The following is a 25,847-nucleotide window of genomic DNA, read 5'->3' on the forward strand; positions in this document are numbered from 1 at the left end:
AATCAGGATACGCATGATGTCCGGAGGACACCGGAGTGAATATGACAATGACAGGAAATTCGACCGGCGGCCTTGCCGCACCCGACTGGATCTCGTCCGAGGGGCCGAAGACACTACGCGCAGGTTTCATTCCGCTCGTCGACGCATCGGTGCTGATTGCCGCAGCTGAGTTCGGCTTTGCGACGAAAGAAGGTCTGACCCTCGATCTCGTCAAGGACGTCTCCTGGGCGAATGTACGCGACCGCTTGGCTTTTCGGCAGTTCGACATCGCGCATATGCTGTCGCCGATGCCGGTTGCTTCCATGCTCGGCCTCGGCTCCAATCCGTCTCCGACGATCACGCCTTTCTCGCTTGGCCGCGGTGGCAACGCCATCACGCTTTCCACCCGGCTCTTTGAGCGAATGCGGCAGACTACCGGCCTGTCCGAGAAGACTGGCGCGCTGGAGAGTGCCCGCGCACTGTCCATGGTTCTCAAGGACATGAAGGCACGTGGCGAGCCGCTGCCAAGGTTCGGCATGACCTATCCGTTCTCGTCGCACAACTACGAGTTCCGTTATTGGCTCGCCGCCGGCGGCATCGATCCGGACAGCGACGTGAAACTCGTCGTCGTGCCGCCGCCGCTGACGTCAGATGCGCTCGCCGCCGGTGCTATTGACGGTTTCTGCGTCGGCGCACCCTGGAACATGATCGCATCCGAGCGCGGCGTCGGGCGTATCGTCGCCGCCAAGCAGGATATCTGGCCCTCGGCCCCTGAGAAGGTCATCGGCATGCGGCCGGATTGGGCTGACGCTCATCCGGAAACCGTCTCGCGCCTGATTGTCGCGCTGGATGCGGCGGCGCGCTGGTGCGACTTGGGAGAAAATCACGATGCGCTGGCCGAGGTGCTGGCAGGTCCGCGCTATCTTGCTGCCCCGGTCGAAATTATCCGGCGTGTTCTGGCCGGCGAATTCAGCCTCGATGCCAAAGGCAACAGGCGTGTCATCGACGATTATTTCGTGTTTCACCGCCGATTTGCGAACTATCCGCGTCCCGGTCATGCGCTGTGGATCTACAGCCAGATGGTCCGCTGGGGACAGGTGGGAATGGCGCTCGGCAGCGCCAGAGCGGCAACTTCCGCCTATCGTCCGGATCTCTACCGCGCAGCACTCGGCGATGGAAATGCGCCCGCGGATGCGGATATTCGCATCGAGGGAGACGCAGACGGCGATCGCTTTATGGATGGACATGTCTTCGATCCATCGAAGCTCGGCGCCTATGTTTCTGACTTTGCGGTGCGCAGCTTTCATTCGCCAGCCGGAAGTCCGGATGATCACTGATCTGTTGCCGCATCGCACAAATCGCTTGCAGGTTACTGAGACCTCACGACGCAGATGCACAAAATATCAGCCAATGTCGTGAATGCTAAAAATATGAGCTGAACAATAGGCTGAACGATTTATCAAATTTTGTCAAAGTGTTAGTCAGCTTTGAGCAAAACTGGCACGGCCTTTGCAGTGCATAAATTGCTCTGGTCAACGGCGACCGGAGCAAGTTGAGCGCCCGATAGCGCCCACGAAAGACATCGACGTCGCAAGGTTTTTGCAGTCCGGGATCCTCCCTCCCGATGACGCATCTGCCGAGCGGCGTTTTTTTATTCCCAAATTCCGGCCAGCACCAGCAGAGGAAGCCTCCGCATGAACAAGATTGTCACGACCGGCATCACACGACGCAGCATCCTGAAGACGACGTCAGCCGCGGCATTGATTGCCGCCGTCCGCACCGCGTTTCCATCCGGCGCCCTTGCCGCCAACGCCGGCCCCGAGGTGACAGGCGCCAAGCTCGGCTTCATTGCGCTGACCGACGCAGCGCCGCTGATCGTCGCACAGGAAAAGGGCCTGTTTGCCAAGCATGGCCTTCCCGATGTCGAGGTTGCCAAGCAGGCCTCCTGGGGCGCCACCCGGGACAACCTCGTGCTCGGCGGCGCTTCGAACGGCATCGACGGCGCGCACATCCTTTCGCCGCTGCCGTACCTGATGCAATCGGGCAAGGTCACACAGAACAACCAGCCGGTGCCGATGACCATCCTGGCGCGGCTGAACTACGACAGCCAGGGCATCTCTGTCGCCAAGGAATATGCCGATACCGGCGTGCAACTCGACTCGTCCAAGCTGAAGGCCGCCTTCGAGAAGAAGAAGGCCGACGGCAAGGAGATCAAGGCGGCCATGACTTTCCCCGGCGGCACCCATGATCTCTGGATCCGCTACTGGCTCGCTGCCGGCGGCATAGATCCGGACAAGGATGTCTCGACGATCGTCGTGCCGCCGCCGCAGATGGTGGCGAACATGAAGGTCGGCAACATGGACGTCTTCTGTGTCGGCGAGCCCTGGAACGAACAGCTGGTCAACCAAGGCATCGGCTTCACCGCGGCAACCACCGGCGAACTTTGGAAGGGCCACCCGGAAAAGGCGCTCGGCATGCGTACCGACTGGGTCGAGAAGAACCCGAACGCCGCCAAGGCTCTGCTGATGGCCGTGATGGAAGCCCAGCAATGGTGCGACAGCATGGACAACAAGGAAGAGATGTCGACCATCCTCGGCAAGCGCCAGTGGTTCAACGTGCCGCCGAAGGACGTGCTGGGTCGCCTCAAGGGCGACATCAACTACGGCAACGGCCGTGTCGCGCATGGCACCGATCTCTATATGAAGTTCTGGGCCGGCGGCGTCTCCTACCCGTTCAAGAGCCACGACACCTGGTTCCTCGCCGAAAACATCCGCTGGGGCAAGTTTGCGCCCGATACCGACATCAAGGCGCTGGTCGACAAGGTGAACCGCGAAGACATCTGGCGCGACGCCGCCAAGGACCTCGGCGTGGCCGCAGCCGACATTCCGGCATCCTCCTCGCGCGGCAAGGAAACCTTCTTCGACGGCAAGGTCTTCGATCCGGAAAATCCGTCCGCCTATCTCGATAGCCTCACGATCAAGGCCGCATCCTGATCTCCGCTGCTGGCGCGCGCGGGGCGCGCCGGTTTTTTCCCGTATCCGTAGGAGCGCGCCATGCCTGTCCTGGCCAAGAAACAGACCATCGCTGCCGCAGCGAACATCTCTAAGACAGCGACCATCCTGCCGCTGGCAAAACGGCCCGCAACCAAGTTCGATCTGAAGAAGACCACATCAGCCGTGCTGTCCAACGTCATCCCGCCGATGGTCGTTCTCGCCATCGTGCTCGCCGTCTGGCAGGTGCTCTGTTCGTCGCCAACGGCCTCCTTGCCCTCGCCGCATCAGGTCTGGCAGGAAAGCTACGATCTGATCGCCTATCCGTTCTTCAACAACGGCTCGCAGGATATCGGCCTCGGCTGGCGCGTGCTGATCTCGCTGCAGCGCGTGGCTTATGGCTTCGGTCTTGCCGCCGTCGCCGGCGTCGTGGTCGGCGCCATCATCGGCCAGTCAGTCTGGGCCATGCGCGGCCTCGACCCGATCTTCCAGGTGCTTCGCACCGTTCCGCCGCTCGCCTGGCTGCCGCTGTCGCTCGCCGCCTTCCAAGATAGCAACCCATCGGCGATCTTTGTGATCTTCATCACCTCGATCTGGCCCGTCATCATCAATACCGCCGTCGGCGTACGCAATATCCCGCAGGATTATCGCAACGTCGCCAAGGTGCTGCGGCTGAACCAGATTGAGTTCTTCTTCAAGATCATGCTGCCCTCGGCTGCCCCTTACATCTTCACCGGCCTTCGCATCGGTGTAGGCCTGTCGTGGCTGGCGATCGTTGCCGCAGAGATGCTCACCGGCGGTGTCGGTATCGGCTTCTTCATCTGGGATGCGTGGAACTCGTCGCGCCTGCCCGACATCATCGTCGCGCTTGCCTACATCGGCGTCGTCGGCTTCGCGCTCGACAAGCTGGTGGCAGCCGTCGGCAAGCTGATCACCCGCGGCGCTTCGGCCAATTGAAGGGAATGACCATGACCGCTTATCTCAAGCTCGACCACATCGATAAACATTTCGACCGGGCAGGCACGCGCGCCGAGGTGCTGAAGGGCATCAACCTGACGATCTCCAAGGGTGAATTCGTCTCGATCATCGGCCATTCCGGCTGCGGCAAGTCCACGTTGCTCAACCTGATCGCCGGACTCACGCCGGTGTCCGCAGGTGCCGTGTTGCTCGAAAACCGAGAGGTCAACGCCCCCGGTCCCGAGCGCGCTGTCGTATTCCAAAACCACAGCCTGCTACCGTGGCTCACCGTCTACGAAAACGTCAACCTCGCCGTCTCCAAGGTCTTCGGCAGTTCCAAGACCAAGGCTGAGCGTCAAGACTGGGTGATGGCCAATCTCGACCTCGTCCAGATGGCCCACGCCAGGGACAAGCGCCCATCGGAAATCTCCGGCGGCATGAAGCAGCGCGTCGGCATCGCCCGGGCATTGTCGATGGAACCGAAGATCCTGCTGCTGGACGAGCCTTTCGGCGCGCTCGACGCACTCACTCGCGCCCACCTGCAGGACGCGGTGATGGAAATCCACGCCCGCCTCGGCAACACGATGGTGATGATCACCCATGATGTCGACGAAGCCGTGCTCCTGTCCGACCGGATCGTGATGATGACCAACGGCCCGGCCGCCAAGATCGGCGAGGTGCTCGACGTACCGATCGCGCGCGCCCGCAACCGGATCGAGCTCGCCTCCGACCGAACCTACCTCAAATGCCGCGAAGCCGTGCTGAAGTTCCTCTACGAACGTCACCGCTTCGTCGAAGCCGCGGAGTAATAGATATGACCGAAAAACTCGTCATCATCGGCAACGGCATGGCGCCCGGGCGCATGCTCGAGCACCTGTTCGAAAAGGCGCCCGGCCAATACCAGGTCACCATTTTCAACGCCGAACCGCGCGTCAACTACGACCGCATCATGCTGTCGCCGGTTCTATCGGGCGAGAAGACCTACGAACAGATCGTCATCCATGGCGACGGCTGGTACATCGAGCACGGCATCACGCTCTACAAGGGCCACAAGATCGTGGCCATCGATAGACACGCCAAGACGGTGACCTCGGACCACGGCGTCACCGAGAGCTACGACAGACTGGTGATCGCCACCGGCTCCGTGCCCTTCATCATCCCCGTTCCCGGCAAGGACCTTCCCGGCGTCATCACCTATCGCGACCTCGACGACGTGCAGGCGATGCTGCTGGCCGCCCAGTCGCGTGAAAAGGCAATCGTCATCGGCGGCGGCCTGCTTGGCCTCGAAGCAGCGGCTGGCCTTGCCCAACGCGGCATGGATGTGACTGTGCTGCACGTAATGCCGACATTGATGGAGCGCCAACTCGATCCGGCTGCAGGATACCTGCTGCAGAAAGCAGTGGAAGAGCGCGGCATCAAGGTGATCTGCAAGGCCAACACCAAGGCGATCATCGGAAACGGCAAGGTCGAGGGAATCGAACTCGACGACGGCCGCATCATCCCGGCGACGCTGGTCGTCATGGCCGTCGGTATCCGCCCGAATGCGGGCATCGCCAAGGAGGCCGGCCTTGCCGTCAACCGCGGCATTGTCGTCGACGATGGCATGCGGACTTCTGATGGCAGCATTCTGGCGCTCGGCGAATGCGCCGAAGTCGGCGGGCAGGTCTACGGCCTCGTCGCCCCGCTCTACGAGATGGCCCGCGTTGCCGCCTCGCATCTCTCGGGCGATGCATCGGCAGCCTTCGTCCACTCCGACACGCCGACCAAACTCAAGGTCACTGGCATCGAGCTCTATTCGCTCGGCGACTTTGCGGATGGCGACGATCGCCAGGAAATCGTGCTGCGCGACGCCACCGCTGGTGTCTACAAGCGTCTCGTCCTGAAAGACAACCGGATCATCGGCACCGTTCTCTACGGCGAGACGTCCGACGGTGCTTGGTTCAACGACCTGAAGAAGAAAGCCACCGATATCTCGGAGATGCGCGACACGCTGATCTTCGGGCAGGCTTACCAGGGAGGGTCGCCGCTGGACCCTATGGCGGCCGTTGCAGCCTTGCCGGATGATGCGGAAATCTGCGGCTGCAACGGCGTATGCAAGGGCAAGATCATCTCGACGATCTCTGCCAAGGGCCTGACCTCGCTCGACGATGTTCGCGCCCACACCAAGGCGTCCGCGTCCTGCGGCTCCTGCACCGGCCTTGTCGAACAGCTGATGGCACTGACGCTCGGTGACACCTACAACCCCGCTGCCGTCACCCCGATGTGCACCTGCACCGAACTCGGCCATGACGACGTTCGCCGCCTGATCAAGGCCAAGGGCCTGAAAACCATCCCTGCCGTGATGCAGGAACTGGAATGGAAGACCTCCTGCGGCTGCGCCAAATGTCGGCCGGCGCTGAACTACTACCTCGTCTGCGACTGGCCGGACGAATATGCCGACGACTATCAGTCGCGCTACATCAACGAGCGCGTCCACGCCAACATCCAGAAGGACGGCACCTATTCGGTGGTGCCGCGCATGTGGGGCGGCGTCACCAATTCCGGCGAGCTGCGCGCGATCGCCGATGTGGTCGACAAGTTCGAGATACCGATGGTGAAGGTGACGGGCGGCCAGCGCATCGACCTGCTCGGCATCGAGAAGGAAGACCTGCCCGCCGTCTGGGCCGATCTCGGCAAGGCCGGCTTCATCTCCGGCCAGGCCTATGCCAAGGGCCTGCGCACGGTGAAGACCTGCGTCGGCTCCGACTGGTGCCGCTTCGGCACCCAGGATTCCACCGGGCTCGGCATTCGTATCGAGAAATTCATGTGGGGTTCCTGGACACCGGCAAAGCTCAAGCTCGCCGTCTCCGGTTGTCCGCGCAACTGCGCGGAAGCGACCTGCAAGGATATCGGCGTGATCTGCGTCGATTCCGGCTTCGAGATCCATTTTGCCGGTGCCGCCGGCCTCGACATCAAGGGCACCGAGGTTCTCGGCTTGGTCAGGACCGAAGACGAGGCGCTGGAGTATATCGTGGCGTTGACGCAGATGTACCGGGAGCAGGGTCGTTATCTCGAGCGCATCTACAAATGGGCCAAGCGCATCGGACTGGAGGAGATCCGCCGCCAGATCATGGGCGATGCCGACAAGCGGCAGGCTTACTATGAACGTTTCGTCTTCAGCCAGAGCTTCGCGCAGGTAGACCCCTGGTCGGAACGCGTGTCGGGCAAGGACAAGCACGAATTCAAGCCGATGGCGACGATCGGTTATTCCCAGGCGGCAGAGTAAGGAGATGGATATGAACTGGCATCCGATCGGCGACATCTCCGATATCCCGCTGCGAGGCGCCCGCTGCGTGAAGACGCCACAAGGCAAGATCGCCGTCTTCCGCACCGCCGAAAACGAGGTCTTCGCCATCGAAGATCACTGCCCGCACAGGGGCGGCCCGCTCAGCCAGGGGATCGTTCATGCGAGAGCCGTGACCTGCCCGCTGCACAACTGGGTCATCTCGCTGGAAACCGGCAAGGCGCTTGGCGCCGATGAAGGCCAAGTTCGCACCATTGCGGTGAGGAACGAGAACGGCGCCCTCTTCATCGCCCTCGAAAGCCTGATGATGGCGGCAGAATAGATGGCAGCGGAGGTCAAAACCACCTGTCCCTATTGCGGTGTCGGCTGCGGCGTGATCGCCAAGGTCGCCGATGACGGTGCTGTTTCCGTCAAAGGTGACCCCGATCATCCGGCCAATTTCGGCAGGCTTTGCTCGAAGGGCTCGGCGCTCGCCGAAACCATCGATCTCGACGGACGCATCCTGCATCCGGAAATCGGCGGACAGCCCGCGTCCTGGGACAAAGCGCTTGATCTCGTCGCCGGCAATTTCCTGCAGGCCATTGCCGAGCACGGGCCGGACTCCGTCGCCTTCTACGTCTCCGGCCAGCTTCTGACCGAGGATTATTACGTTGCCAACAAGCTGATGAAAGGCTTCATCGGCTCCGGCAACATCGACACCAATTCTCGCCTCTGCATGTCGTCCTCCGTCGCCGGTCATCGCCGTGCCTTCGGCGCCGATACCGTGCCGGGCACCTACGAGGATATCGAGCTTGCCGACCTCGTCATCCTCACCGGCTCCAACCTCGCCTGGTGCCACCCGGTCATCTATCAGCGGCTGGCGGCGGCCAAGGCCGCCCGTCCCTCGATGAAGGTCGTCGTCATCGACCCGCGCCGGACGATGACGGCAGATATTGCCGACCTGCATCTGGCGATCCGGCCCGACAGCGATGTGGCGCTGTTCGTCGGTCTGTTCGCCCACCTGATCTCCGCCAACGCCATCGATCAGAACTATGTCGCCGAACACACCAACGGTTTCGCCGAAGCCTTCGCCGCTGCTTCAGCAGTCACGTTCAGCGACGTGCTGGACCAGACCGGCCTGCCGGCTATGCAGCTTCGCGAATTCTACAGGCTGTTCGCCACAACAGAAAAGGTCGTCACCTGCTATAGCCAGGGCGTCAACCAGTCCTCGACGGGCACCGACAAGGTCAACGCGATCATCAACTGCCATCTCGCGACCGGCCGCATCGGCCGGCCTGGCATGGGGCCGTTTTCACTGACCGGGCAGCCCAACGCCATGGGCGGCCGCGAGGTCGGCGGCCTGGCCAATATGCTTGCCGCTCACATGGCGATAGAAAATCCCGAAGATCGCGACCGCGTCCAGCGCTTCTGGCAGTCACCGGCGATTGCGCAGAAGCCCGGCCTGAAGGCCGTCGACATGTTCAAGGCGGTGGCGGACGGCCGGATCAAGGCGCTGTGGATCATGGCGACCAACCCTGTCGTCTCGATGCCGGATGCGGATGCTGTCGAGGCTTCCATCAAAGCGTGTCCATTCGTTGTCGTCTCCGACATCCTGCGGGACACCGATACGACCCGCCATGCAGAGGTCCTTCTGCCGTCTCTTGGCTGGGGTGAAAAGAGCGGCACGGTCACCAATTCCGAGCGTCGCATCTCCCGTCAGCGGTCCTTCCTCGATGTTCCGGGCGAGGCCCGCGCCGACTGGTGGCAGCTTGCCGAGGTGGCACGGCGCATGGGCTTTGACCGTGCATTCGATTTCGCATCCCTGGCCGAGATCTTTGCGGAGCACGCGTGCCTCTCAGCTTTCGAAAACGATGGCAGCCGTGATTTCGACATCGGTGCCTATGCTGCGATCGACGTGCCAGCCTATGACGCATTGCCTTCGTTTCAATGGCCTCAGCCAGGAGGCAACGCACCCGCAGAGACCCGTTTCTTCGCCAAAGGCGGCTTTTATCACACCGACGGCAAGGCGCGCTTCGTCGCCGTCGAGCCCGCCGCTTCGGATCGGATCGATGCCGAGTATCCCTTCACGCTGAACACCGGCCGCATCCGAGACCAGTGGCACACGATGACGCGAACGGGAAAAAGCGCCCGCCTTTCTGCCCATATCGCAGAGCCTTTTGCCGAACTTCACCCGCGCGACGCACTGGAAATCGGTATCGGCAATGCCGAGCTTGTCGAGATCGAGAGCCCGCATGGTAAATCGGTCGTTCGCGCATTGATCACCGGACGGCAGGCCCGTGGCAGCATTTTTGTGCCGATGCACTGGAACGACCAGTTCGCAGCGAAGGCTCGTATCGATGCAGTGGTCGCGCCGGTCACGGATCCCAATTCCGGCCAGCCGGCTTTGAAGAATGTCGCGGTCGCAGCACGTCGCTTCAAAACAAAGCACTACGGATTCGCCGTATCTGCCGCCAAGCCGGAGGGTATCGATGCCGCCTACTGGGCCATGGCAAAGGCGGCTGGCGGCTGGCGGCTGGAGCTTGGCTTCGATCAGCCCATCGAAGATTGGTGCGGCTGGTGTCGCGAGACGTTCACCGTTCCAGAGCATATCGAACCGCTTGGCTATGCCGACCGGCAATCCGGCGATCTCAGGTTCGCTTTCTTCGACGGCGAGCGGCTGCTTGCCGCACTGTTCCTTGCGAGCGAACCCGTGGCCGTCGCCCGCAACTGGGCAATCTCGCAGCTCGCGGTCGACCATGATGAGCTGCGCAAACGCTTCTCGCTCGTCGCCGGACGCCCCGGCGCCGACAAGCCCGATCCGGGCGCAACCGTCTGCTCGTGCTTCAGCGTCGGAGTCAACCAGATCGTCGCCGCCGTTCGCGAAGGGTGCCATAGCGTCGAGGCAGTCGGAAAGCAGATCAACGCCGGAAGCAATTGCGGCTCATGTCGCGCCGAGATCAGGGGGATTATCGATGGATGTCTTGCAGCTGCCGCGGAATGAAACGCCCGCGCGAATGGAACGGCTCGCCAAGCTTCCGGTTTTCTGGGCATTGGAAGGCAAGCGTGTCGTCATTGCCGGTGGATCGGATGCTGCATGTTGGAAGGCCGAGTTGTTGGCTGCTTGCGGAGCACACGTCCATGTTTATGCCGACCGGCTCTCCGAGACGTTTGAGGTACTAATCCGGCGCGGCGCCGAACATCCAAAAGGCGGCTTCACTCATCACTTGCGGGACTGGGACGTGGCAACCATCGCCGGTTCGGCCATGGCCATTGCCGACTGCGAAAACGACGAGGAAGCGCGCGCATTCTTCGACGCCGCTCGCATGGCCGGGGTGCCGGTCAATGTCATCGACAAGCCCGCCTTCTGCCAGTTCCAGTTCGGCTCGATTGTCAATCGTTCGCCGGTAGTCGTTTCCATTTCGACCGATGGCGCAGCGCCGATCCTCGCTCAGGCAATCCGCCGTCGGATCGAGACCTTGCTCCCACGGACCCTAAAAGACTGGGCAGAGCTTGCTCAGTCTTTGCGGGAGGCGATCAACGAGCGGCTTGCATCAGGCCCGTTGCGCCGTGCGTTCTGGGAACGCTTTGTCGACCGTGCCTTTTCAAGTCGCGATACGCCGGAGGAGGGCGCTGGCGGGCTGCTTCTGAAGGAAGCCGAAAGGCTTCGGGAAGCGCCCGCCTACACTTCCGGCGTTGGTCGCGTCACGCTGGTTGGTGCCGGCCCCGGTGACGCGGAGCTATTGACGCTCAAGGCCGTCCGCGCACTGCAGGCGGCCGATGTCATCCTCTTTGACGATCTCGTGTCGGCGGAGGTGCTGGAACTCGCCCGTCGCGAGGCGAAGCGCATGCTGGTGGGGAAACGCGGCGGCCGCACCAGCTGCCGCCAGGAAGATATCAACGAAATGATGGTCAAGCTCGCCAAGGCAGGAAAACACGTTGTTCGTCTGAAATCGGGCGACCCGATGATCTTCGGGCGTGCAGGAGAGGAGATTGCCCATCTCGATCGTGAGGGTATCCCCGTCGACGTCATTCCCGGCATTACGGCCGCCAGTGCCATGGCCTCGCGCCTGGGCATTTCGCTGACGCACCGTGATCATGCGCAAAGCGTACGTCTGATCACCGGCCATTCCCGCCACGGCGGGCTGCCGGCCGATATAGACTGGCAGACCGTCGCCGACCCACAGACGACCACGATCTTTTACATGGGCGGTCGGACAGCCTCGCGTATTGCGGATGCAATGATCGCACATGGCATGTCGCCCTCAACGCCGGCCCTGATCATGAGCGACGTCAGTCGCCCGACACAGACAGAATGGCGCGGCAACCTGGACACGGTTTTGGATGGCATCGCGGCGATCGGCTACGACAATCCCGTCCTGATAGCGGTAGGTACTGCCCTTGCTGCTCGAGTAGTCGCAGGGAGCGTAACTGAACGTAACGAAACGCCGGGATGGCGATCGAAGCATCGGTGACGGGGTCGTGCGCTATTCTGCTGGTTCGCCGTCTCGCGTTTTTCGAGCTCGCAAGGACACCGCGTTTTCCTAGGACCGCAACTGGCGACGTCGCAAGAATTATGCATGCACGGTGCATGGCGGTATTGATATATCAGGTGTCGCTTGTAAGCTGTCCGATAAACGCAAACGGGTATATCTCGTCTCGCGAATTCAACCGGTTTAGCAGTGCATCTAAGACGTTATGCGATCTCAATATGCGGAACGGATCTTCACCGGTATCCGAAATGCGACCTTGTCATCCTGACCCGCAGTTGCCCGATCAGGCAAGTGCGACTGCCGAATTCCACGTTGTGTGGAACTGACGAACTAGGGCCATACGTTTCCCGATGATTAACCCGGGCTATCGCCAGCATAGCGCGCATGCAGAATTCATTGACATCTGGAGTCAGAATGAACTCGAAAACCGCAGTCATTCTCTGCGTCGCATCATCTTTTGCCGGGGCCATCTCCGCCACACAGGACATCGACGAGTTGTCGCTGGTCCTCCTCGTTATCGGCGACACTACTTGTCGTGGCCAACTGCCGACCGGCAGCTAGCATATCGGCGATCGCGGGCAATGCTGCTCCAGTTACCCACCGAGAAGTGAACCAAAAGGGGATTTCCATGAGCATTCCAAAGAACACCAGCAGCTTGATGCTGGGCTTGGCCATGCTGGCCGGTACCGCCGGATCAAGCCATGCCGACGTTGCCAAGATCGGCATACTCTCGTGTGACGTTTCGAAAGGCGTGGGAGAAATTCTCACGCGCAAACAGTCGCTCAATTGCCTGTTCAAACCGGACAGCGGGTCGCAGGAGGCCTATACCGGTAGCATCAACGAATACGGACTGGAGATCGGCAAGGTCGATCAAGGGCATCTGATCTGGGGCGTCGCAACCGCGATGCGCGGTGTGCCGAAAGGTGCGCTTGCCGGTACGTATGTGGGTGTTGGCGCCGGTGCATCGCTCGGCGTTGGGGCAGGCGCGAACGCTCTGGTCGGCGGCAGCGACCAGTCTTTTTCGTTGCAGCCGCTGTCGGTTGACGGCGAGACCGGCATAAACATCGCAACCGGCGTGCTGAAGGTCACCCTGACCGCCGCCAAGTAAGCAGAGGGAATGACATGTCGGAAACAATCTTGGCTCGTCGCCACCTGGTTGCCGGAATGGGTTTTGTCTTGGCCGCGGGATCAGTGACGTCGCTTGCGACGTCGGCGGCCATGGCCGAACAGGGCAACATGGACGCTGCAATGCGTCAGCTCGGCAACGCGCTGGAGTCGCTTCGGCGCGCCACACCGAACAAGGGTGGCCACAAGGAACGCGCAGTTGGCCTCATCGAACAGGCTATGGCCGAGGTGCAGGCTGGCATCGACTATGCCGCCGAGCATGGCGGCGGCTGAGCACTTCCCGTCGCTTAAGCAGTAAACGCCGATACAACAAGGAACTCATCAATGACACGTTCAGACGCAAGCGCCCTTCTGCTCGCAGGTACTTTGACACTTTTGTGCGGTGCCGCTCTGGCGCAAGACGCCACAAAGAAACCGCATGTACCTCTGGAAAAAACCGTCGGCCAGGTCACCCAGAAGGCGCCGGTGGCCTCGCTGTTGGTGGTGAACGCGGAAGGCGCAAAGCTCGAAGGGGATAAACTGGTCCTGACCGGTGTCGCCAGGAATTCGATCGTCTTTGCCGACCGCCCTGTCCGCGCAGCCGGCCATATCGCCACCGAGGAAATCGTCAAGCAGTGGGGCGAGGGGTCGGATAGTTTCGACAAGGATCCACCGAACGCTACCGTTTCCGTTCTCGGTGGCGGAAGTGACGTCAGCGATGCAGTCGTCACCCTCAGAGCTCCGAAGCTTGACGGCAGCACACTAACATTCGATGTGTCGATCCTCGAAGGCAACCTAGCCGGGGCTACCGGACCGACCGCAGTCTTCATCGATCACTGGCGCGGATGGAATAATGCCGGCTGGTACGGGCTCGGAGTGGCATCGGGTGCGGCTCTCGGAGCAGAGTTTGCGGGTCCGCGCTACGTCGAGCCCTATTATCCGCCGGCATACTACCCGCCGGCCGTCGCCAACCCTTGCCCTCCCGGCTACTGGATCGGACCGTGGGGTCATTGCCGCGATACGCCATATCATGGCCGCCTCCCCAACGGCAGCTGGCAGTAAGCAGTTCCATGGGGCAGAGGTGTACTCTGCCCCATGGCACCGGTAAGGTCGGATTCGTCCGTCCACGGGATGCCGCGACAAGCCCTAATTCGGGCGAACGACCACGGTCGCCGACATGCCGGCTGCAAGCTCCACATCGGGGGGCACATTCTCCAGTGTAATGCGCACCGGGATTCGCTGGGCGAGACGGATCCACTCGAAATTGGGATCGACCGAGGCGAGCAGGCCACCGCCGGCCGCGGTAGGGTTGGCGATAGCGCGGCTCAGCCCCTGTACCTTGCCCCCCAAGAGAGTTCCTCCTGCCATAAGGCGAATCTCTGCTTGGCTGCCTGCCTTGATCGCGGGCAGCTTCGTTTCCATGAAATAGGCATAGACGTAGAAGGAGTCGCTATCGACGAGTGCCAACACACTGGTGCCCTTGTTCGCATAGTCGCCGGCTCCGGCTGTCAAATTGGCGACGAAACCGTTCACCGGCGAGCGCACTGTACTTCGTTCCAGGTCGAGTTGCGCCGTGGCAAGCTGCGACTGCGCAAGTTGCAGCGCCGCGGAAGCTTCCGCCGCCTTTGCCCGCGTCGTTTCGGCCGCCTCCGCCGATATGACACCGGAACCATCGGTGAGCATCCTTGCATCCCGGTCGGCATCATCCCGGGCGAGTTTCAGCGCCCACTGGCTTTGGTCGGCGGCCGCCTGCGCTTGCGCCACTGCCAGCGTGAAACGTTGCTGGTCGATGACGAATAACACGTCGCCTCTGATGATTTTCTGGTTGTCGGAGACATTGATCGATGTGATCGGTCCCGAAACATCCGGCGCAACCTCAACGATCGTTGCCTGAACGCGTGCATCTCGGGTCCAAGGGGAAATGGTGTAAAAACTCCATAACCACCAGCCGGACAGCACCGCGCCCGCCGCGACAACGAGAGTGGCGAGAACGCGCAGTGATGCGACTACAGCCATGCGAGATTCCCGAAGTAGACAATTCCACCCATGAGCAACAGATAAAGCGCGATATTGAACAACGAACGATGCCAGACAAAGCGGTAGAGACCGAGCCGCTCCAGCAGCCAGCGCGCAAACAGGAATACGACAAGTGCACCGCCGGCCCAGAGCGCCAATGGCGGCAGGTAAAAGCCGAGAAACTCCACGGTATGAAACACGGCGAGACTTGGCGTCATGTTCGATCCTTGGTTGAACATTGTCAATCTCCGTCAAAGTCGTGCAGGAGATAGGCGCGGTCGATGTCGAACCGATCGGCAAGAAAACGCAAGGAGGCGCCTGTGCACAGCAGCGAGCGCACTGAAGGGCCGGGACTAAGTGGTCGGGCGGAAATCCAGGCGAGCATCTCGGTGACAAGAGCTTCGGCCTCGGCGAAGCGAACCTGACGATCCGCGTTCCGTTCTGTTGCAAACCTTTCAAGCGCTGTAGCGAACCGGCTGAGAAAGCTCTCGATAGCACGGGCAACATCGCGTGGCATGTCGGTCTGTGATTTGAGGTCTACCAGTCGGCCAAGTTCAGCCGTGGAGGAGGCCGCGCCGAGCATCCCTCGCAAGAACTCTTCTTCGCTTTGTCGATCGAGCGCAAGACGGGGTAAGAGTGCGGCCAGCATGTTGCCGATCTCGTCGGCGCCGCGGCGGGGGAGGAGCATGCCCCGCGCGACCGCGGGCAGGACCCCGCCGATCGTGCGCCGCCAGCTCTGCTCCCGCCTCGCCTTCGAGGTGACGGGCAGCGCTACGATGACAGCGAGGCAGACCACCATACCGAGAAGGATCGCGATTGCGCTGCTGACGAAGCCGATCTCATCCGGCGTAAAAACATTACCGGTGCTCAGATAGGAGATTGCAAAGCCTCCGAACGCGATGCCCGCCAGGGAGCGGTTCGGCGTTCCGATCATCAGGCCCGCCGGCAGCAACAGCAGCAGCAATACGATAGCGAGTGTGCCGAAGCCTTCGATGCGAGGGAGGACAAAGATCATGGCGAGGTAACTGAGCAGAATACCGCAACCTGTCCAGACGAGGTAGGTGCGTGCCGCTGCCTGCGGATTATCCTGGTTGACAGCGAAGAACAGCATGATCGCGCCCCCGGAGACCGCCGTGAAGCCCTCGTTCCAGCCGCTCGCCATCCACATGATACTGAGCATCAGCATGGCGAACGCTGCGCGGATGGCGATTAGCAGTGCCTCCCTGCGACCCTCGGGGTCCGGCCGATGCCGAGCGGCTGATGGCGACCGGGTATCCCGGTTGTCCGCGCCTGCCGATTCGGCGGCCGCTATCGTGGCAAGGCTGCGAAGAAGATGGGCGACGCGCTCCAGGATCAGTATTCCATTGGCGAGCGCATCGAAGGGAGCCTTGCCCGCCATCTTTTCAAGTTCCGCCGCCTCCTCGTCCAGCGCCCGCTGCATTGCCCGCAGTTCGCTTCTCAACGTCCCTGGATTCCGCCACATCAGCGGATTGGCCGCCACCTGCTCAATCCGCACGGCGATCGCTTCCAGGGCGGGGACCAATCGGTCCCGAACTGCCGCCGCCCCGTCTCCTTCAAACGCATCGAGACGGACGAACAGGCCGCGCGCAACCGACAGCACGACAAGGAACTCGCGGAGGATGCGTCGTAGCCGCTTCGCGCTGGCGCGCATTTCCGGCGCCTCGAAAAGCGCCGAAGATCGCAGCGCGTCGAACGAGACAACCTTCGCTACCATCTGCTGACGCATGCGGGCGAAGACTTCGGGCGGCGCAGAGAGGCGAAGTGCAATCGCGGTATAGCCTGCCAGGTCACGGAACGTACTCGCGAGCGATTCGCGCAGGGCGTCGCCCGCGTACCGTGGAAAGATGAGCATGCTCGCAGCAGTGCCGCAGCCGATGCCTATCAGGATGGCGCCTATTCGGTCGACGGCGATCGACCAGGCCTGGAGGGGATCGCTCGACCCCTCATAGGCAATCAGCAGTGCCGTGTAGCCGCCAAGGAGCACGCCATAGGAGACAAAGTTGCGCAACCTGGCGCCGACGTAAAAACTGACGCCGACGACGAACACCGTGGCAGCAACAAGCATATGTGGTGCCTGCGAGAACATCCCGGCAATGGCAAGGCCGATTGCCCCGCCGCCTACCGTGCCGATGGCACGCCAGGTACCCTTGGAAAGGGCAGCGCCGACCGTCGGCTGTGCAAGCAGGTAAACCGTCAACGTTGCCCATTGCGGGTCTTTCAGTTCAAGGCGGTAGGCGATCGCCAAGGCAAGTATTGCCGCCCCCGCCGTCCTTGCCGAGAAAAGGAAATTACGCCAGCCGAGATCGACGGAGAACAGACGCCGCGCGGCCACAATCACCGTATTTGAAACGTGAGCGGTTGCGGCGTCGGCGCTCATCGCAAATCGGCCGGAAACGAACGGGTCAACGTCGAAGATTGCTTCGAAATCGGTAGCGTCGAGGTTGGCAAACAGATGTCGCCGAGAGTGGTCTGCGCTTGCGAGAATTCTATTGGCCTCATGCGGCTCTCCTCTCAACTAGTCGCGATCATAGACAGAAATTCGATACCGGGACGACCAAATCCGGGTTGTCGGCGGGTTGATCGAGCCAACAGCGTTGGGCTGATCGCGCCCGAACGTCTCACGCTTTGGATCAAGAGCGGGAAGGGCGTGTTCCCCAGCTAGCCTGACGCACTAAGCGGTGGTCGAACTGACCTGCCGCAAGGCAACGTATTCCCACGAGGCAACCATTAAGAGCGTGCCGGTGCTGATCAGTTGAAGGCCGAAATTTTGCTGGGAGTGCAATAGCGCCAAAGCCGCCGCTAGAACAGCAATGCCCGCAATATGAGAAACCGGAAGCTTCTGTGCCGTCGCCAGCTTGAGCCACACATTTCCAGCAAGGAATATGGCTGGACCACCGAGGATGGAAAGAGCGCTCTTGAAGCTGCTTTGTTCTGTGGGATGGGACAGACTGAAGTCCTCGCCGACTGCCGTCAATATGATTCCAGCGACGATCGGCAAGTGCCCATAAGTGAATAGTCCGTGAGCGACGGTTTCGGGAGCCGACGTCTTCTCGGCCTTGGCCGCCGTTTCTTGTTGGCCATGATGGAAGTAGATCCACCACATGAAACCGGTGGTCAGAAATGCGCTGCAGAACACCGCAAACGTCAGATTCGGCTGCATGTGTTCTGCCGCGTTTCGGCCGGTCGTCAGGATTGTCTCGCCGAGGCACAGGATGACGAAAAGAGCACAGCGCTCAGCCATATGTTCTCCGGAAACATTCAATGTTTCCGGCGGCGAGGCCCCAAGCCGAGGCACCCAGAAACGAGCCAGCGGCGCGCCGTACTCGATCAGAAGAGCGATTGCCCAGAGTACAACGCGTGCTTCCAGTTCAACAAAGGCGCCTGCCGCCCAAAACAGGCTCGAAGCGAAGACCCAAACGGTGATGCGTACGAAGGTCAGGAACGAAGCTTCGTCTACACCGCGGTAGGCCCAAAGCATGAAAACGCTACGGCCAATCTGCATCGAGCAGTACAATCCCGCAAACATCGCCCCACGGTCGCCAAATGCACCCGGCAAGGCAATCGCCAAGAGCACGCCGCCAAACATCAGGGCGAAGAGTAACAGCCGCACGGCCTCCTGGGCGGTATCCAGGAGGTTGGTGACCCATGTCGTATAGATCCAAAGCCACCAGATTGCGAAAATGAGGAGGACCGCTTCCGCCAAAGTCGCGGAGCTAAAATCGGCTGCCAGCGTATGGGACAATTGCATGAGAGCAAATACGAAAACGAGATCGAAGAACAGTTCTGGAAAGCTTGCCTTTGTTCGCTTGGCATTTTCGGTGCGGATCCAACTCAAGATAAATGCCTCGCGAACCTGCAGGATTTTTTTGCGTTGCGGCGTTCACAGTGTGACTTCCATGCGCAAGGCGACATCCATGAAGCTTACCTTCCCAGACAATCGATGAACAAGCAACGGGCACTTACGAGGCGCGGATGACGGCTGGTCGCTACCGCCAAGAATGTACCATCATGATATGCGGCGGGATCACGAGAGCGGATAGGGCTCACGGTCACGATCCTGCTTCAAGAGTTGGAGTTGTGCTTCGACAACTGAAATCGTGCTCTCCAGGGACATGTTACCGATGAAGCGGGTCCACCTCCCGATGCCTTCGCCACTCGTGACAATGGTCAGGAAGAAGACCGAGCGATGGGTGGAATCCTCCCACCCCGGATTCAGGATATCTTCGGTTAGGCAACCCAGTTCATTCATGATCTCGTCGTTGATCTCATCGGGGATCGGCGGCAGCGAATCCATTATCCATTCCTTTCGAAAGGGTTCGAACAACATGTGTCATTGGATCACGTGCGCTGCGGGTTCATCCACGGATTGCCCCTCGTCACGGGAATAGCTGATCAACCAGAAGGCGCAAACAACAATGATGATGCACATACCGAGGCGTATGGCGTTCTCCAGCGCGACGCCTTCTGAGCTTGCTTTATCAAATGCATGTATTCGCGCGGCGGTGTTTGCGCCCTCCTCGCGGGCGTTGCCGTTAAAAATGCGTCTCGCCAAGTTGCGTCTCGCGGAAGCCGTGTCTTCGCGGATTGGCAGAATTAGAACCGTATAGCCTGACAGCTCGAACCGCTTCGCGGCGGCTCTCGCGGATGGCAGGCTTTTGTGGACCTCTTCAACGTCCCCGCAGACGATCACGGCGTAGAGCGACATCCTCTTCCCAGCATTGGGTGCCAAAATGATACAGGCTACAATTAGCGATAAAATCGTGCGCTATATAAGTCATAACTAATACGTCTTTTTGACAATTGATGCACACCAATGGGGCTTAGCCCAACCTCGATGCGGCGGGACCTGATCCTCGCCCTTGCGGGAGCGGCTCGACCGGTGGGAGCGAGCGTATCGTATCCGCGGCTATTGCTTCCGGAGAGGATCCAGCGGGAGGACTTCCGGACGACGCCAAAGGCTGGCGCTCGCCATTGCGGCACCACCGACGACCAGCACACCAGACCAAAACAGGGATAAGTCCAGTGCGGTCCACGTGAACAGCGCAACGAGAAGCGCGCCGATGAAAGGCTCGACAAAGGAAAAGGCGCCCAGCGCCTGTATATCGCCGTGCTTGAGGCCGTGGTCCCAGAAGTAAATGGCAAGTCCCATTGGCAGGCATCCAAGCGCTGCCATCGCGATCCACTCGTCGGTGTTGGGTTGCACCCATGTCTCGAGTGTGACGTGGGCCAGGAGCGATACGATCGCCGAGGCGCCATAGAACACGCCAAGGGTCGACGATGGTACTTCAGGCAGCAACCGCGTCATGACGGAATAAAGGCCCCATAGGGCGGCGGCGGCACCGATCAGTGCCAGGTAGAAAGGACCGTCGGTGCTTGCCGAGCTATGGCCACCAGTTTCAACGAGAGTTACCACCCCCATCAGGCCCAGTCCCACTCCCACGAGATGCCACCACCTTAGGCGTTCGCCGGGGAGAAACGCGGAGCCGACGACGATCATCAACGGCGTGGTGCCCTGAAGCAGGGCCGCCGCCGCAGGAGGAGCTTTCTGTGTCGCGTAGTAAATGCACGAGTGGTATCCCGCGAGTGCAAAGACCGTCAGGAACCACACTCGCGGCGGCTGTCTAAATGCAACGAGTGGATTGCTTCGGGTCACGAGCCAAAGCAACGGCGACATGGCAGCAGCGAAAACGAACGATATCGCTACTGTCTGAAGCGGTGGAATACCCACTGTAAAGGTTACAAGTACGGTTTCCGTCGCCCAGAGAATGACGCCGAGTGCTCCAAGCGCCGAGGCGGTTACGCGGTTTCGAGCCAGTCGCATCGTGATATCGTTTCTAGTTGCCGACCGATACAACGTGATCGGCAAAGAAACCGTTGAAATGGGTGCGCATGGAGAGACTGTAGGCACCCATCATGCCGATCTCTATCCAGTCACCCTCCCTTATATCTTCGGGAAGATTGAAAGGAGCCCCGAGCACGTCGTTCGAGTCGCAGGTCGGGCCGTAGATCTTGAAATCGACATTCCGGCCGGGTGTCCTGACACCGTCGCGAACGACCCTGACCGGCCTCCGCTCTTTGGGGTGCCCGAGTTCCTGAAGCGTCCCGAACACGCCATCGTTCAAAAAGAGGTTGCGATCGCGTCGCATCACGACCTGAACGATCGTCGTGCCGGCGGTGGCGACGAGGCCGCGGCCAGGTTCGCACAGCACGATGCATCCCCGCGGCAACCCTATTTCCTGCATGCCACGAAAAACATTGCCAAAATAGTGCTCACGATCGACGATGTCGTCGCCGGGGTAGGGCGCTGGAAATCCGCCTCCGACATTCAATACGCTGAGCGATATGCCCGCCTTGTCAGCGACCGCGCCGGCGAGTTCCACGGCATTGGCAAATGCGGATGCGGCCAGGCACTGCGAGCCGACGTGGAATGAAATTCCCGCTTTGATCTTGCGTTGCTCGATGTATCGCAACATCTTCGTGGCTTCATTCGGCTGCGCCCCGAATTTCGTGGAGAGCACGTAACGTGCGTCGGCGCCTCGCGTGGCAAGGCGCACAGCGATGACAAGATCTTCCCTATCGCCGGTCTCCTGGATGATCTTGTCTATTTCTTCGAAACAGTCCGCTGTGTAGAACCGGATCTTGTGCATTTCGCTGGCGATCCTGATGGCAGGGCGCGTTTTGGCAGGATTGTTGAAGAACTGTCCCGCTGCCGTGCCGAACATGCCGTCGATCAGGCGAACTTCGTCCAGCGATGCCACGTCAAAATCGGTTATTCCCGCACGGAACAGCGTTTCGAGCACAAAGGGATGCGGATTGCATTTCACTGCATACAGCGCGCGTCCAGGAAATGTCTGGAAACTCTGGGCTGCCTCACGGAGCTTTGCGGCCGAAATGCTAAAGATGGGTTCCGTCGGCTTTAGCTCCGCGATGAGCGCATCAACGCTTGCATAGTTGGCAAGCGGCAGATGAAGATCGCGTGCTTTTCCCTGAGCGGGAAGGGCGCTCTGGATCTGGGATTGGAGCTCTCGTGGTGACAAGCCCGGCGCATCGCCGAGGGATTTCGCAAGCGCGTTCATTTATAGGATCCGTTTTTGATTTGCTTGGAAAATAGCTAGGCGGCGGCGATCCCGAGAGCTTTCTCGGAGTGCCAATTCTCAATGAAGGCGGTAAGCTCCGAGGCCGGTATCGGCCTGCTGAAATAATAGCCTTGAAGTTGATCGCAGCCTTCCTGAGTGAGAAACGCGGCCTGTTCCGGTGTCTCCACGCCTTCAGCGGTGGTGATCATGTTGAGACTCTGGCCGAGGCTCAGCACCGATTTGACAATTGCGCCTGCCTTTTCCTTGGCGCTCATGTCGCCGATGAAGGACTTGTCGATCTTGATCTTGTCGAAGGGAAACGAGTTGAGGTATCCCAGTGACGAATAACCCGTGCCGAAGTCATCCATTGCGATTTTTACCCCGATCGCCTTCAGCGCATTCAGGATATCGAGCGCTGCGGCCGCATCGTTGATCAGAACGCTTTCGGTTATTTCCAATTCCAGTCGTTCCGGACCAAGTCCCGTTCGTGAAAGGACTGACTTGACCGTGTCAATGAGCTCGCGATTGCGGAACTGGACGGGAGAGAGGTTGACCGCCACTCGTAGTGAAGGCCACTCCAGTGCCTGTCGGCAAGCCGTCTCCAGGACCCATTCGCCGATGGCGACGATCAGTCCTATTTCTTCGGCGAGGGGGATGAATTCCGCGGGTGATACCAAACCCCTCGTTGGATGCCGCCAGCGCACGAGTGCTTCGACGGCCACCACGTCGTTTGTTTCCAGCTCGATCAACGGCTGGTAGTGCAATTCCAGCTCATTCTTCAGCACTGCCTGACGCAAGTCATACTCGAGGGTCTTGCGGGCCTGCAACTCCGCATCCATCTGCGCTTCAAAGATGCGATATGTTGCCCGGCCAGCCTGCTTGGCGCGATACAGAGCAATATCGGCATTCTTCAGCAAGCGCTCGGGATCGGTATCCTCCCGGTCGGCGACGGCGATCCCGATACTTACTCCGATGTGCAACTCATGGCCTTCGATGGTGAACGGCATCCGGATGATTTCGATGAGTTTCCGGCTCAGCTGTTCTGATTCCAGTGGCTGGTTGACTCCCATTTGGATGATGGCGAACTCGTCACCACCCAGCCTTGCAACCGTGTCACTCGCACGTGCGCAGCTAACGAGCCGGCTCGATAGCTGCTGCAGCAGCAGATCACCGGCCCCGTGGCCCAAGGTGTCGTTGACTTCTTTGAACTGATCGAGATCAAGGCATATGATCGATACACGCGATGCATCCGCTGCATTCGCAGACAGCGCCAAGTTCAGGCGCTCACGGAAGAGAACCCGGTTCGGCAGCCCTGTCAGAGCGTCATGGTGCGCGAGGTGGGTTGCGCGCTCCTGCGCCTGGACTTCTTCGGTAATGTCGGTCGCAGTTCCGCGGAACCCCAGAAACTCCCCGTTGGACCCGAGGATCGGCCTTCCGGCAAGGCGGCAGATGCGCGTATGCCCGGTGGCGTCTCGATAGCAGCAACGCAAATCCCTGAACGACGTATGCTCATGTGTTCCGTCGACCAGCCGTTGCCAGCCATCAGAATCCGCGTCACTGGAAAAAAACTGGTTTATCGTTTTGCCGAGCACGCTTGCCGCCGACAACCCGGTGACGTCGGTAAAACGCGTTGAGAAGTATACAAGCCGCAGCTTGGGGTCGCTTTCCCAGATCCAATCCGACGACGCTTCCGCCACGTCCTTGAAACGTGCTTCACTCTCGCGAAGGGTTTGCGCGTAGGCCGCCACCGTTTTGCTGGAGTCTTCCAGCGCCCTCGTTGATCGACGGGCATTCCCGATGACCAGAGCAGCGAATGCGGCAAGGAAGGCAAGCGCTATCGCCAGAGGTGGCAAAATCAAACCCAGGAGCTGATAGCCGGGCGTCGCCGGCGACCAGGTGAGAAAACCGAGTTGCTGGCGATCTTGCGACCATAGCGGGATATATGCATTGGCGCTTTGGGGCTTTGTGAGTTCGATGGCAATATCTTTCAAAAGGTAGTCACTGCTGATTCTACCGAGGAAGGTCTGGTCAAGCTTCTTCACGAAGACGAGCATCGTGAAATCCTTGGACGCCACGGACGATCGATCGATAGACGGTGGCAACAGGACGCTTGCCGCTACCAGAAAAAGGTCGTCTCCGGCCCTGATCAGATTGGTTGTCGGATTGGTCTGCGTCGATGCGGCACGCAGGAGATCCCGCAAGCCCCGCGGCATCAATTCGAACGCATCGACTTTCTGTGGCTTGCCTTCGACGACCGCATACACGGTCTTGCCTTCGGGGCTAATGGCAAACGCCATCTCGTAACCCAACCCCTCATAGATATTCGCGCCGATGTTGCCATCGGTCGCTGCCCATTCCAGATCAATTCGCTCATGGAGGTTCTTGTAGGCATCCTCCCACACGGCATAGTCCCGCAGATTGCGCGCGACTTCGCGCGCCTTCACCTGCAGAGCCGTGGTGGCCAACTTGGTGGATGCTTCAACTTCAAGCTCATTTTGGCTGCGAGCAGAAATAATGACGAAGCCGATGATTACCAGGATCGTCACAATCATCACGGCTGCCATCGGATATACTATGCGCCGTGTAAATGTTTCCGTTGAAAATGCCTTTGAATTAGACATGTCGCCCCCGCTTTATTGAGGGAAACCTATTACTTTAAAAGAAAACTATTGGTTAAAAATCACAATACCCGCAATGGTATAGTTAATTCATCGTTTTCGCGCGTCATCTACTGCGTGTTTCTCGATACGCGCCAAGGGTCGATGCACCCGAAAAGGATGGATTGCGGGGTTGAGATGAGGGGCGACAAAGGCTATCTGGTGCTAACCGCAAGCGGGCCCGCTCCGCGAACAATCAGGCCTATCCCCCGCATGATCCCAGATTTTCTCGTTACTCACTCCGGTGGCTTCCACGCCGACGAATTGCTGTCGAGTGTTATCCTGACACGGCTTTTCCCGCAGGCTCGTCTGGTCCGCAGCAGGTCGCCGGAATGGACTACATCCGGCAAGGATCGCATCGTCTTCGATGTGGGCGGCGCGTATGACGCTCCAGCGCAGATATTCGATCACCATCAGCGCGGCGCGCCGCAACGCGCAGATGGCCAGCCGTACAGTTCTTTCGGATTGATCTGGAAGCACTACGGCAGTGACTATCTCGCCGCCTCGGGCGTTCCTGAAGCCTACATTGAGACAATCCATGCCTCGTTTGACGCCCGTTTCGTCCTGCCGGTCGACCTGGTGGACAACGGGGCGCTCAGCCCGGCCGTTGCGGGCCTGCTTGCAGGGCTCACGCTGCCGGCGCTGTTGGAAACCCTGAAGCCTGTTTTCGACGAGGCCGATCCTGCGGCCGAAGATCGCGCTTTTCACACAGCGCTCGCAATTGCGCGCAGTTTCGTTGAGGCAAGAATAGCCCAGAGCCATGCGAAGTTGCGAGCCGAGGCGCTTGTGCAGCGGGCTATCGCGGATACAGGTCGGGGACGCATTCTGGAACTGCCAATGGGCATGCCTTTCCGGGCCGCCATCGTGAAGGCGGGCGCCGACCACCTTCTGTTTGTCGTTCACCCGCGCGAAAACGATTGGTGCCTGACTGGTATCAGGCGCGCCGACGAAGGGTTCGAGTTGCGGGCAGACCTGCCGGCAGCCTGGGCTGGTTTGACCCATCGTGATCTGGAAGCGGCTTGCGGCGTAGCGGGCGCAAGCTTCTGCCATAATGGCCGTTTCATTGCTGCCGCAAAGACCCGCGAAGCCGCACTCGCTATGGCCGAGTTGGCGGTGAAAGAGGTCGTCTCCCAGCAGGCCACGTCAAGCGGCAGCGTCGACTGAAATTGTGCAGTTGGGTGGAGACCCGGACAGTCCGTCGACGGGGCATGCGGGTGATGTCCCAAGCACCCCAAGCTCGACGTAGCTTTCCAAAGCTCGTCTCTCAAAGCAGATCCGCCAGCTGTGCAGCGGTT

22 protein-coding genes are annotated in these 25,847 nt (G+C 60.2%); 13 read left to right on the forward strand and 9 right to left on the reverse strand.

The genetic code is table 11. The features are described 5' to 3' along the window. Positions 1–41 precede the first annotated feature (41 nt). The 12 genes from ASC90_RS18220 to ASC90_RS18270 all read left to right on the forward strand — a co-directional run bounded on the left by ASC90_RS18220 (position 42) and on the right by ASC90_RS18270 (position 13,844). The gene (locus ASC90_RS18220) at positions 42–1,316 is read left to right on the forward strand and encodes a CmpA/NrtA family ABC transporter substrate-binding protein (protein ID WP_056543139.1); all 1,275 of its coding nucleotides are present in this window, start codon (positions 42–44) and stop codon (positions 1,314–1,316) included. A 357-nt stretch (positions 1,317–1,673) separates the two neighbouring features. Further along, the gene (locus tag ASC90_RS18225; protein ID WP_056543141.1) at positions 1,674–2,972 is read left to right on the forward strand and encodes a CmpA/NrtA family ABC transporter substrate-binding protein; all 1,299 of its coding nucleotides are present in this window, start codon (positions 1,674–1,676) and stop codon (positions 2,970–2,972) included. A 60-nt stretch (positions 2,973–3,032) separates the two neighbouring features. After that, positions 3,033–3,926, forward strand: coding sequence for a nitrate ABC transporter permease (ntrB, locus tag ASC90_RS18230; RefSeq protein ID WP_056543143.1), 894 nt, complete (start codon positions 3,033–3,035; stop codon positions 3,924–3,926). Positions 3,927–3,937: 11 nt separating this feature from the next. Further along, a complete protein-coding gene (locus ASC90_RS18235) occupies positions 3,938–4,735 on the forward strand; it encodes an ABC transporter ATP-binding protein (RefSeq protein ID WP_056543640.1) in 798 nt (265 codons plus the stop codon). Positions 4,736–4,740: 5 nt separating this feature from the next. Beyond that, positions 4,741–7,191: a nitrite reductase large subunit NirB gene (nirB, locus tag ASC90_RS18240; RefSeq protein ID WP_056543145.1), complete on the forward strand. Its 2,451-nt coding sequence runs from the start codon at positions 4,741–4,743 to the stop codon at positions 7,189–7,191. Positions 7,192–7,195: 4 nt separating this feature from the next. Then, positions 7,196–7,531 (forward strand): nitrite reductase small subunit NirD, encoded by a 336-nt coding sequence (nirD, locus tag ASC90_RS18245; RefSeq protein WP_156393020.1) that lies wholly within the window; start codon positions 7,196–7,198, stop codon positions 7,529–7,531. Further along, the gene (locus tag ASC90_RS18250; RefSeq protein WP_056543149.1) at positions 7,532–10,189 is read left to right on the forward strand and encodes a nitrate reductase; all 2,658 of its coding nucleotides are present in this window, start codon (positions 7,532–7,534) and stop codon (positions 10,187–10,189) included. Beyond that, positions 10,161–11,660, forward strand: a complete 1,500-nt coding sequence (gene cysG / locus ASC90_RS18255; protein ID WP_056543153.1) for a siroheme synthase CysG — start codon at positions 10,161–10,163, stop codon at positions 11,658–11,660. Before ASC90_RS18250 ends, cysG begins: the two co-directional genes overlap by 29 nt. Before the next feature lie 432 nt (positions 11,661–12,092). Then, the gene (locus ASC90_RS28920; protein ID WP_156393022.1) at positions 12,093–12,239 is read left to right on the forward strand and encodes a hypothetical protein; all 147 of its coding nucleotides are present in this window, start codon (positions 12,093–12,095) and stop codon (positions 12,237–12,239) included. A 67-nt stretch (positions 12,240–12,306) separates the two neighbouring features. Next, the gene (locus tag ASC90_RS18260) at positions 12,307–12,786 is read left to right on the forward strand and encodes a DUF992 domain-containing protein (protein WP_056543155.1); all 480 of its coding nucleotides are present in this window, start codon (positions 12,307–12,309) and stop codon (positions 12,784–12,786) included. Between the two features lie 14 nt (positions 12,787–12,800). Continuing rightward, a complete protein-coding gene (locus tag ASC90_RS18265; protein WP_082519973.1) occupies positions 12,801–13,076 on the forward strand; it encodes a hypothetical protein in 276 nt (91 codons plus the stop codon). Positions 13,077–13,127: 51 nt separating this feature from the next. Further along, complete coding sequence (locus tag ASC90_RS18270; protein WP_082519974.1) at positions 13,128–13,844, forward strand: hypothetical protein; 717 nt, start codon at positions 13,128–13,130, stop codon at positions 13,842–13,844. 84 nt (positions 13,845–13,928) lie between these two features. Here the strand turns inward: ASC90_RS18270 and ASC90_RS18275 are convergent, their stop codons facing one another. The 9 genes from ASC90_RS18275 to ASC90_RS18315 all read right to left on the reverse strand — a co-directional run bounded on the left by ASC90_RS18275 (position 13,929) and on the right by ASC90_RS18315 (position 24,447). Continuing rightward, the gene (locus tag ASC90_RS18275; RefSeq protein ID WP_056543157.1) at positions 13,929–14,798 is read right to left on the reverse strand and encodes an HlyD family secretion protein; all 870 of its coding nucleotides are present in this window, start codon (positions 14,796–14,798) and stop codon (positions 13,929–13,931) included. Then, complete coding sequence (locus tag ASC90_RS18280; protein ID WP_244480414.1) at positions 14,789–15,037, reverse strand: DUF1656 domain-containing protein; 249 nt, start codon at positions 15,035–15,037, stop codon at positions 14,789–14,791. Before ASC90_RS18280 ends, ASC90_RS18275 begins: the two co-directional genes overlap by 10 nt. Before the next feature lie 2 nt (positions 15,038–15,039). Then, on the reverse strand, positions 15,040–17,196 hold the full coding sequence (locus ASC90_RS18285) for an FUSC family protein (RefSeq protein ID WP_082519991.1): 2,157 nt from the start codon (positions 17,194–17,196) through the stop codon (positions 15,040–15,042). Between the two features lie 294 nt (positions 17,197–17,490). Then, positions 17,491–18,654 carry a low temperature requirement protein A gene (locus ASC90_RS18290; RefSeq protein ID WP_082519975.1) on the reverse strand — a complete coding sequence of 388 codons (1,164 nt, stop codon included), beginning with the start codon at positions 18,652–18,654 and terminating at the stop codon, positions 17,491–17,493. Between the two features lie 189 nt (positions 18,655–18,843). Further along, the gene (locus tag ASC90_RS18295) at positions 18,844–19,113 is read right to left on the reverse strand and encodes a hypothetical protein (protein ID WP_056543164.1); all 270 of its coding nucleotides are present in this window, start codon (positions 19,111–19,113) and stop codon (positions 18,844–18,846) included. 36 nt (positions 19,114–19,149) lie between these two features. After that, positions 19,150–19,524, reverse strand: coding sequence for a hypothetical protein (locus ASC90_RS18300; RefSeq protein WP_056543166.1), 375 nt, complete (start codon positions 19,522–19,524; stop codon positions 19,150–19,152). 201 nt (positions 19,525–19,725) lie between these two features. After that, positions 19,726–20,640 carry a DMT family transporter gene (locus tag ASC90_RS18305; RefSeq protein ID WP_056543168.1) on the reverse strand — a complete coding sequence of 305 codons (915 nt, stop codon included), beginning with the start codon at positions 20,638–20,640 and terminating at the stop codon, positions 19,726–19,728. A 13-nt stretch (positions 20,641–20,653) separates the two neighbouring features. Beyond that, positions 20,654–21,895, reverse strand: coding sequence for a diaminopimelate decarboxylase (locus ASC90_RS18310; RefSeq protein WP_056543169.1), 1,242 nt, complete (start codon positions 21,893–21,895; stop codon positions 20,654–20,656). Positions 21,896–21,930: 35 nt separating this feature from the next. Further along, positions 21,931–24,447 carry an EAL domain-containing protein gene (locus tag ASC90_RS18315; RefSeq protein WP_244480415.1) on the reverse strand — a complete coding sequence of 839 codons (2,517 nt, stop codon included), beginning with the start codon at positions 24,445–24,447 and terminating at the stop codon, positions 21,931–21,933. 318 nt (positions 24,448–24,765) lie between these two features. Here ASC90_RS18315 and ASC90_RS18320 point away from each other — a divergent pair, with 318 nt between their 5' ends. Continuing rightward, positions 24,766–25,716, forward strand: coding sequence for an MYG1 family protein (locus tag ASC90_RS18320; RefSeq protein WP_056543173.1), 951 nt, complete (start codon positions 24,766–24,768; stop codon positions 25,714–25,716). The last annotated feature ends 131 nt before the right edge of the window (positions 25,717–25,847 follow it).

Source organism: Rhizobium sp. Root1220 (assembly GCF_001426265.1).
Classification (GTDB): domain Bacteria; phylum Pseudomonadota; class Alphaproteobacteria; order Rhizobiales; family Rhizobiaceae; genus Rhizobium.

Excerpts from the sequence above, each read along its gene's own strand:
- nirD (WP_156393020.1), top strand. The coding sequence starts at position 7,196 with ATGGATATGAACTGGCATCCGATCGGCGACATCTCCGATATCCCGCTG.
- ASC90_RS18270 (WP_082519974.1), top strand. The coding sequence starts at position 13,128 with ATGACACGTTCAGACGCAAGCGCCCTTCTGCTCGCAGGTACTTTGACA.
- ntrB (WP_056543143.1), top strand. The coding sequence starts at position 3,033 with ATGCCTGTCCTGGCCAAGAAACAGACCATCGCTGCCGCAGCGAACATC.
- ASC90_RS18250 (WP_056543149.1), top strand. The coding sequence starts at position 7,532 with ATGGCAGCGGAGGTCAAAACCACCTGTCCCTATTGCGGTGTCGGCTGC.
- ASC90_RS18285 (WP_082519991.1), bottom strand. The coding sequence starts at position 17,196 with ATGAGCGCCGACGCCGCAACCGCTCACGTTTCAAATACGGTGATTGTG.
- ASC90_RS18260 (WP_056543155.1), top strand. The coding sequence starts at position 12,307 with ATGAGCATTCCAAAGAACACCAGCAGCTTGATGCTGGGCTTGGCCATG.
- ASC90_RS18225 (WP_056543141.1), top strand. The coding sequence starts at position 1,674 with ATGAACAAGATTGTCACGACCGGCATCACACGACGCAGCATCCTGAAG.
- ASC90_RS18265 (WP_082519973.1), top strand. The coding sequence starts at position 12,801 with ATGTCGGAAACAATCTTGGCTCGTCGCCACCTGGTTGCCGGAATGGGT.
- ASC90_RS18280 (WP_244480414.1), bottom strand. The coding sequence starts at position 15,037 with ATGTTCAACCAAGGATCGAACATGACGCCAAGTCTCGCCGTGTTTCAT.
- ASC90_RS18320 (WP_056543173.1), top strand. The coding sequence starts at position 24,766 with ATGATCCCAGATTTTCTCGTTACTCACTCCGGTGGCTTCCACGCCGAC.
- ASC90_RS18300 (WP_056543166.1), bottom strand. The coding sequence starts at position 19,524 with ATGTCGCTCTACGCCGTGATCGTCTGCGGGGACGTTGAAGAGGTCCAC.
- ASC90_RS18220 (WP_056543139.1), top strand. The coding sequence starts at position 42 with ATGACAATGACAGGAAATTCGACCGGCGGCCTTGCCGCACCCGACTGG.
- cysG (WP_056543153.1), top strand. The coding sequence starts at position 10,161 with ATGGATGTCTTGCAGCTGCCGCGGAATGAAACGCCCGCGCGAATGGAA.
- ASC90_RS18310 (WP_056543169.1), bottom strand. The coding sequence starts at position 21,895 with ATGAACGCGCTTGCGAAATCCCTCGGCGATGCGCCGGGCTTGTCACCA.
- ASC90_RS18235 (WP_056543640.1), top strand. The coding sequence starts at position 3,938 with ATGACCGCTTATCTCAAGCTCGACCACATCGATAAACATTTCGACCGG.
- ASC90_RS18275 (WP_056543157.1), bottom strand. The coding sequence starts at position 14,798 with ATGGCTGTAGTCGCATCACTGCGCGTTCTCGCCACTCTCGTTGTCGCG.
- ASC90_RS28920 (WP_156393022.1), top strand. The coding sequence starts at position 12,093 with ATGAACTCGAAAACCGCAGTCATTCTCTGCGTCGCATCATCTTTTGCC.
- ASC90_RS18315 (WP_244480415.1), bottom strand. The coding sequence starts at position 24,447 with ATGATTGTGACGATCCTGGTAATCATCGGCTTCGTCATTATTTCTGCT.
- ASC90_RS18295 (WP_056543164.1), bottom strand. The coding sequence starts at position 19,113 with ATGGATTCGCTGCCGCCGATCCCCGATGAGATCAACGACGAGATCATG.
- nirB (WP_056543145.1), top strand. The coding sequence starts at position 4,741 with ATGACCGAAAAACTCGTCATCATCGGCAACGGCATGGCGCCCGGGCGC.
- ASC90_RS18305 (WP_056543168.1), bottom strand. The coding sequence starts at position 20,640 with ATGCGACTGGCTCGAAACCGCGTAACCGCCTCGGCGCTTGGAGCACTC.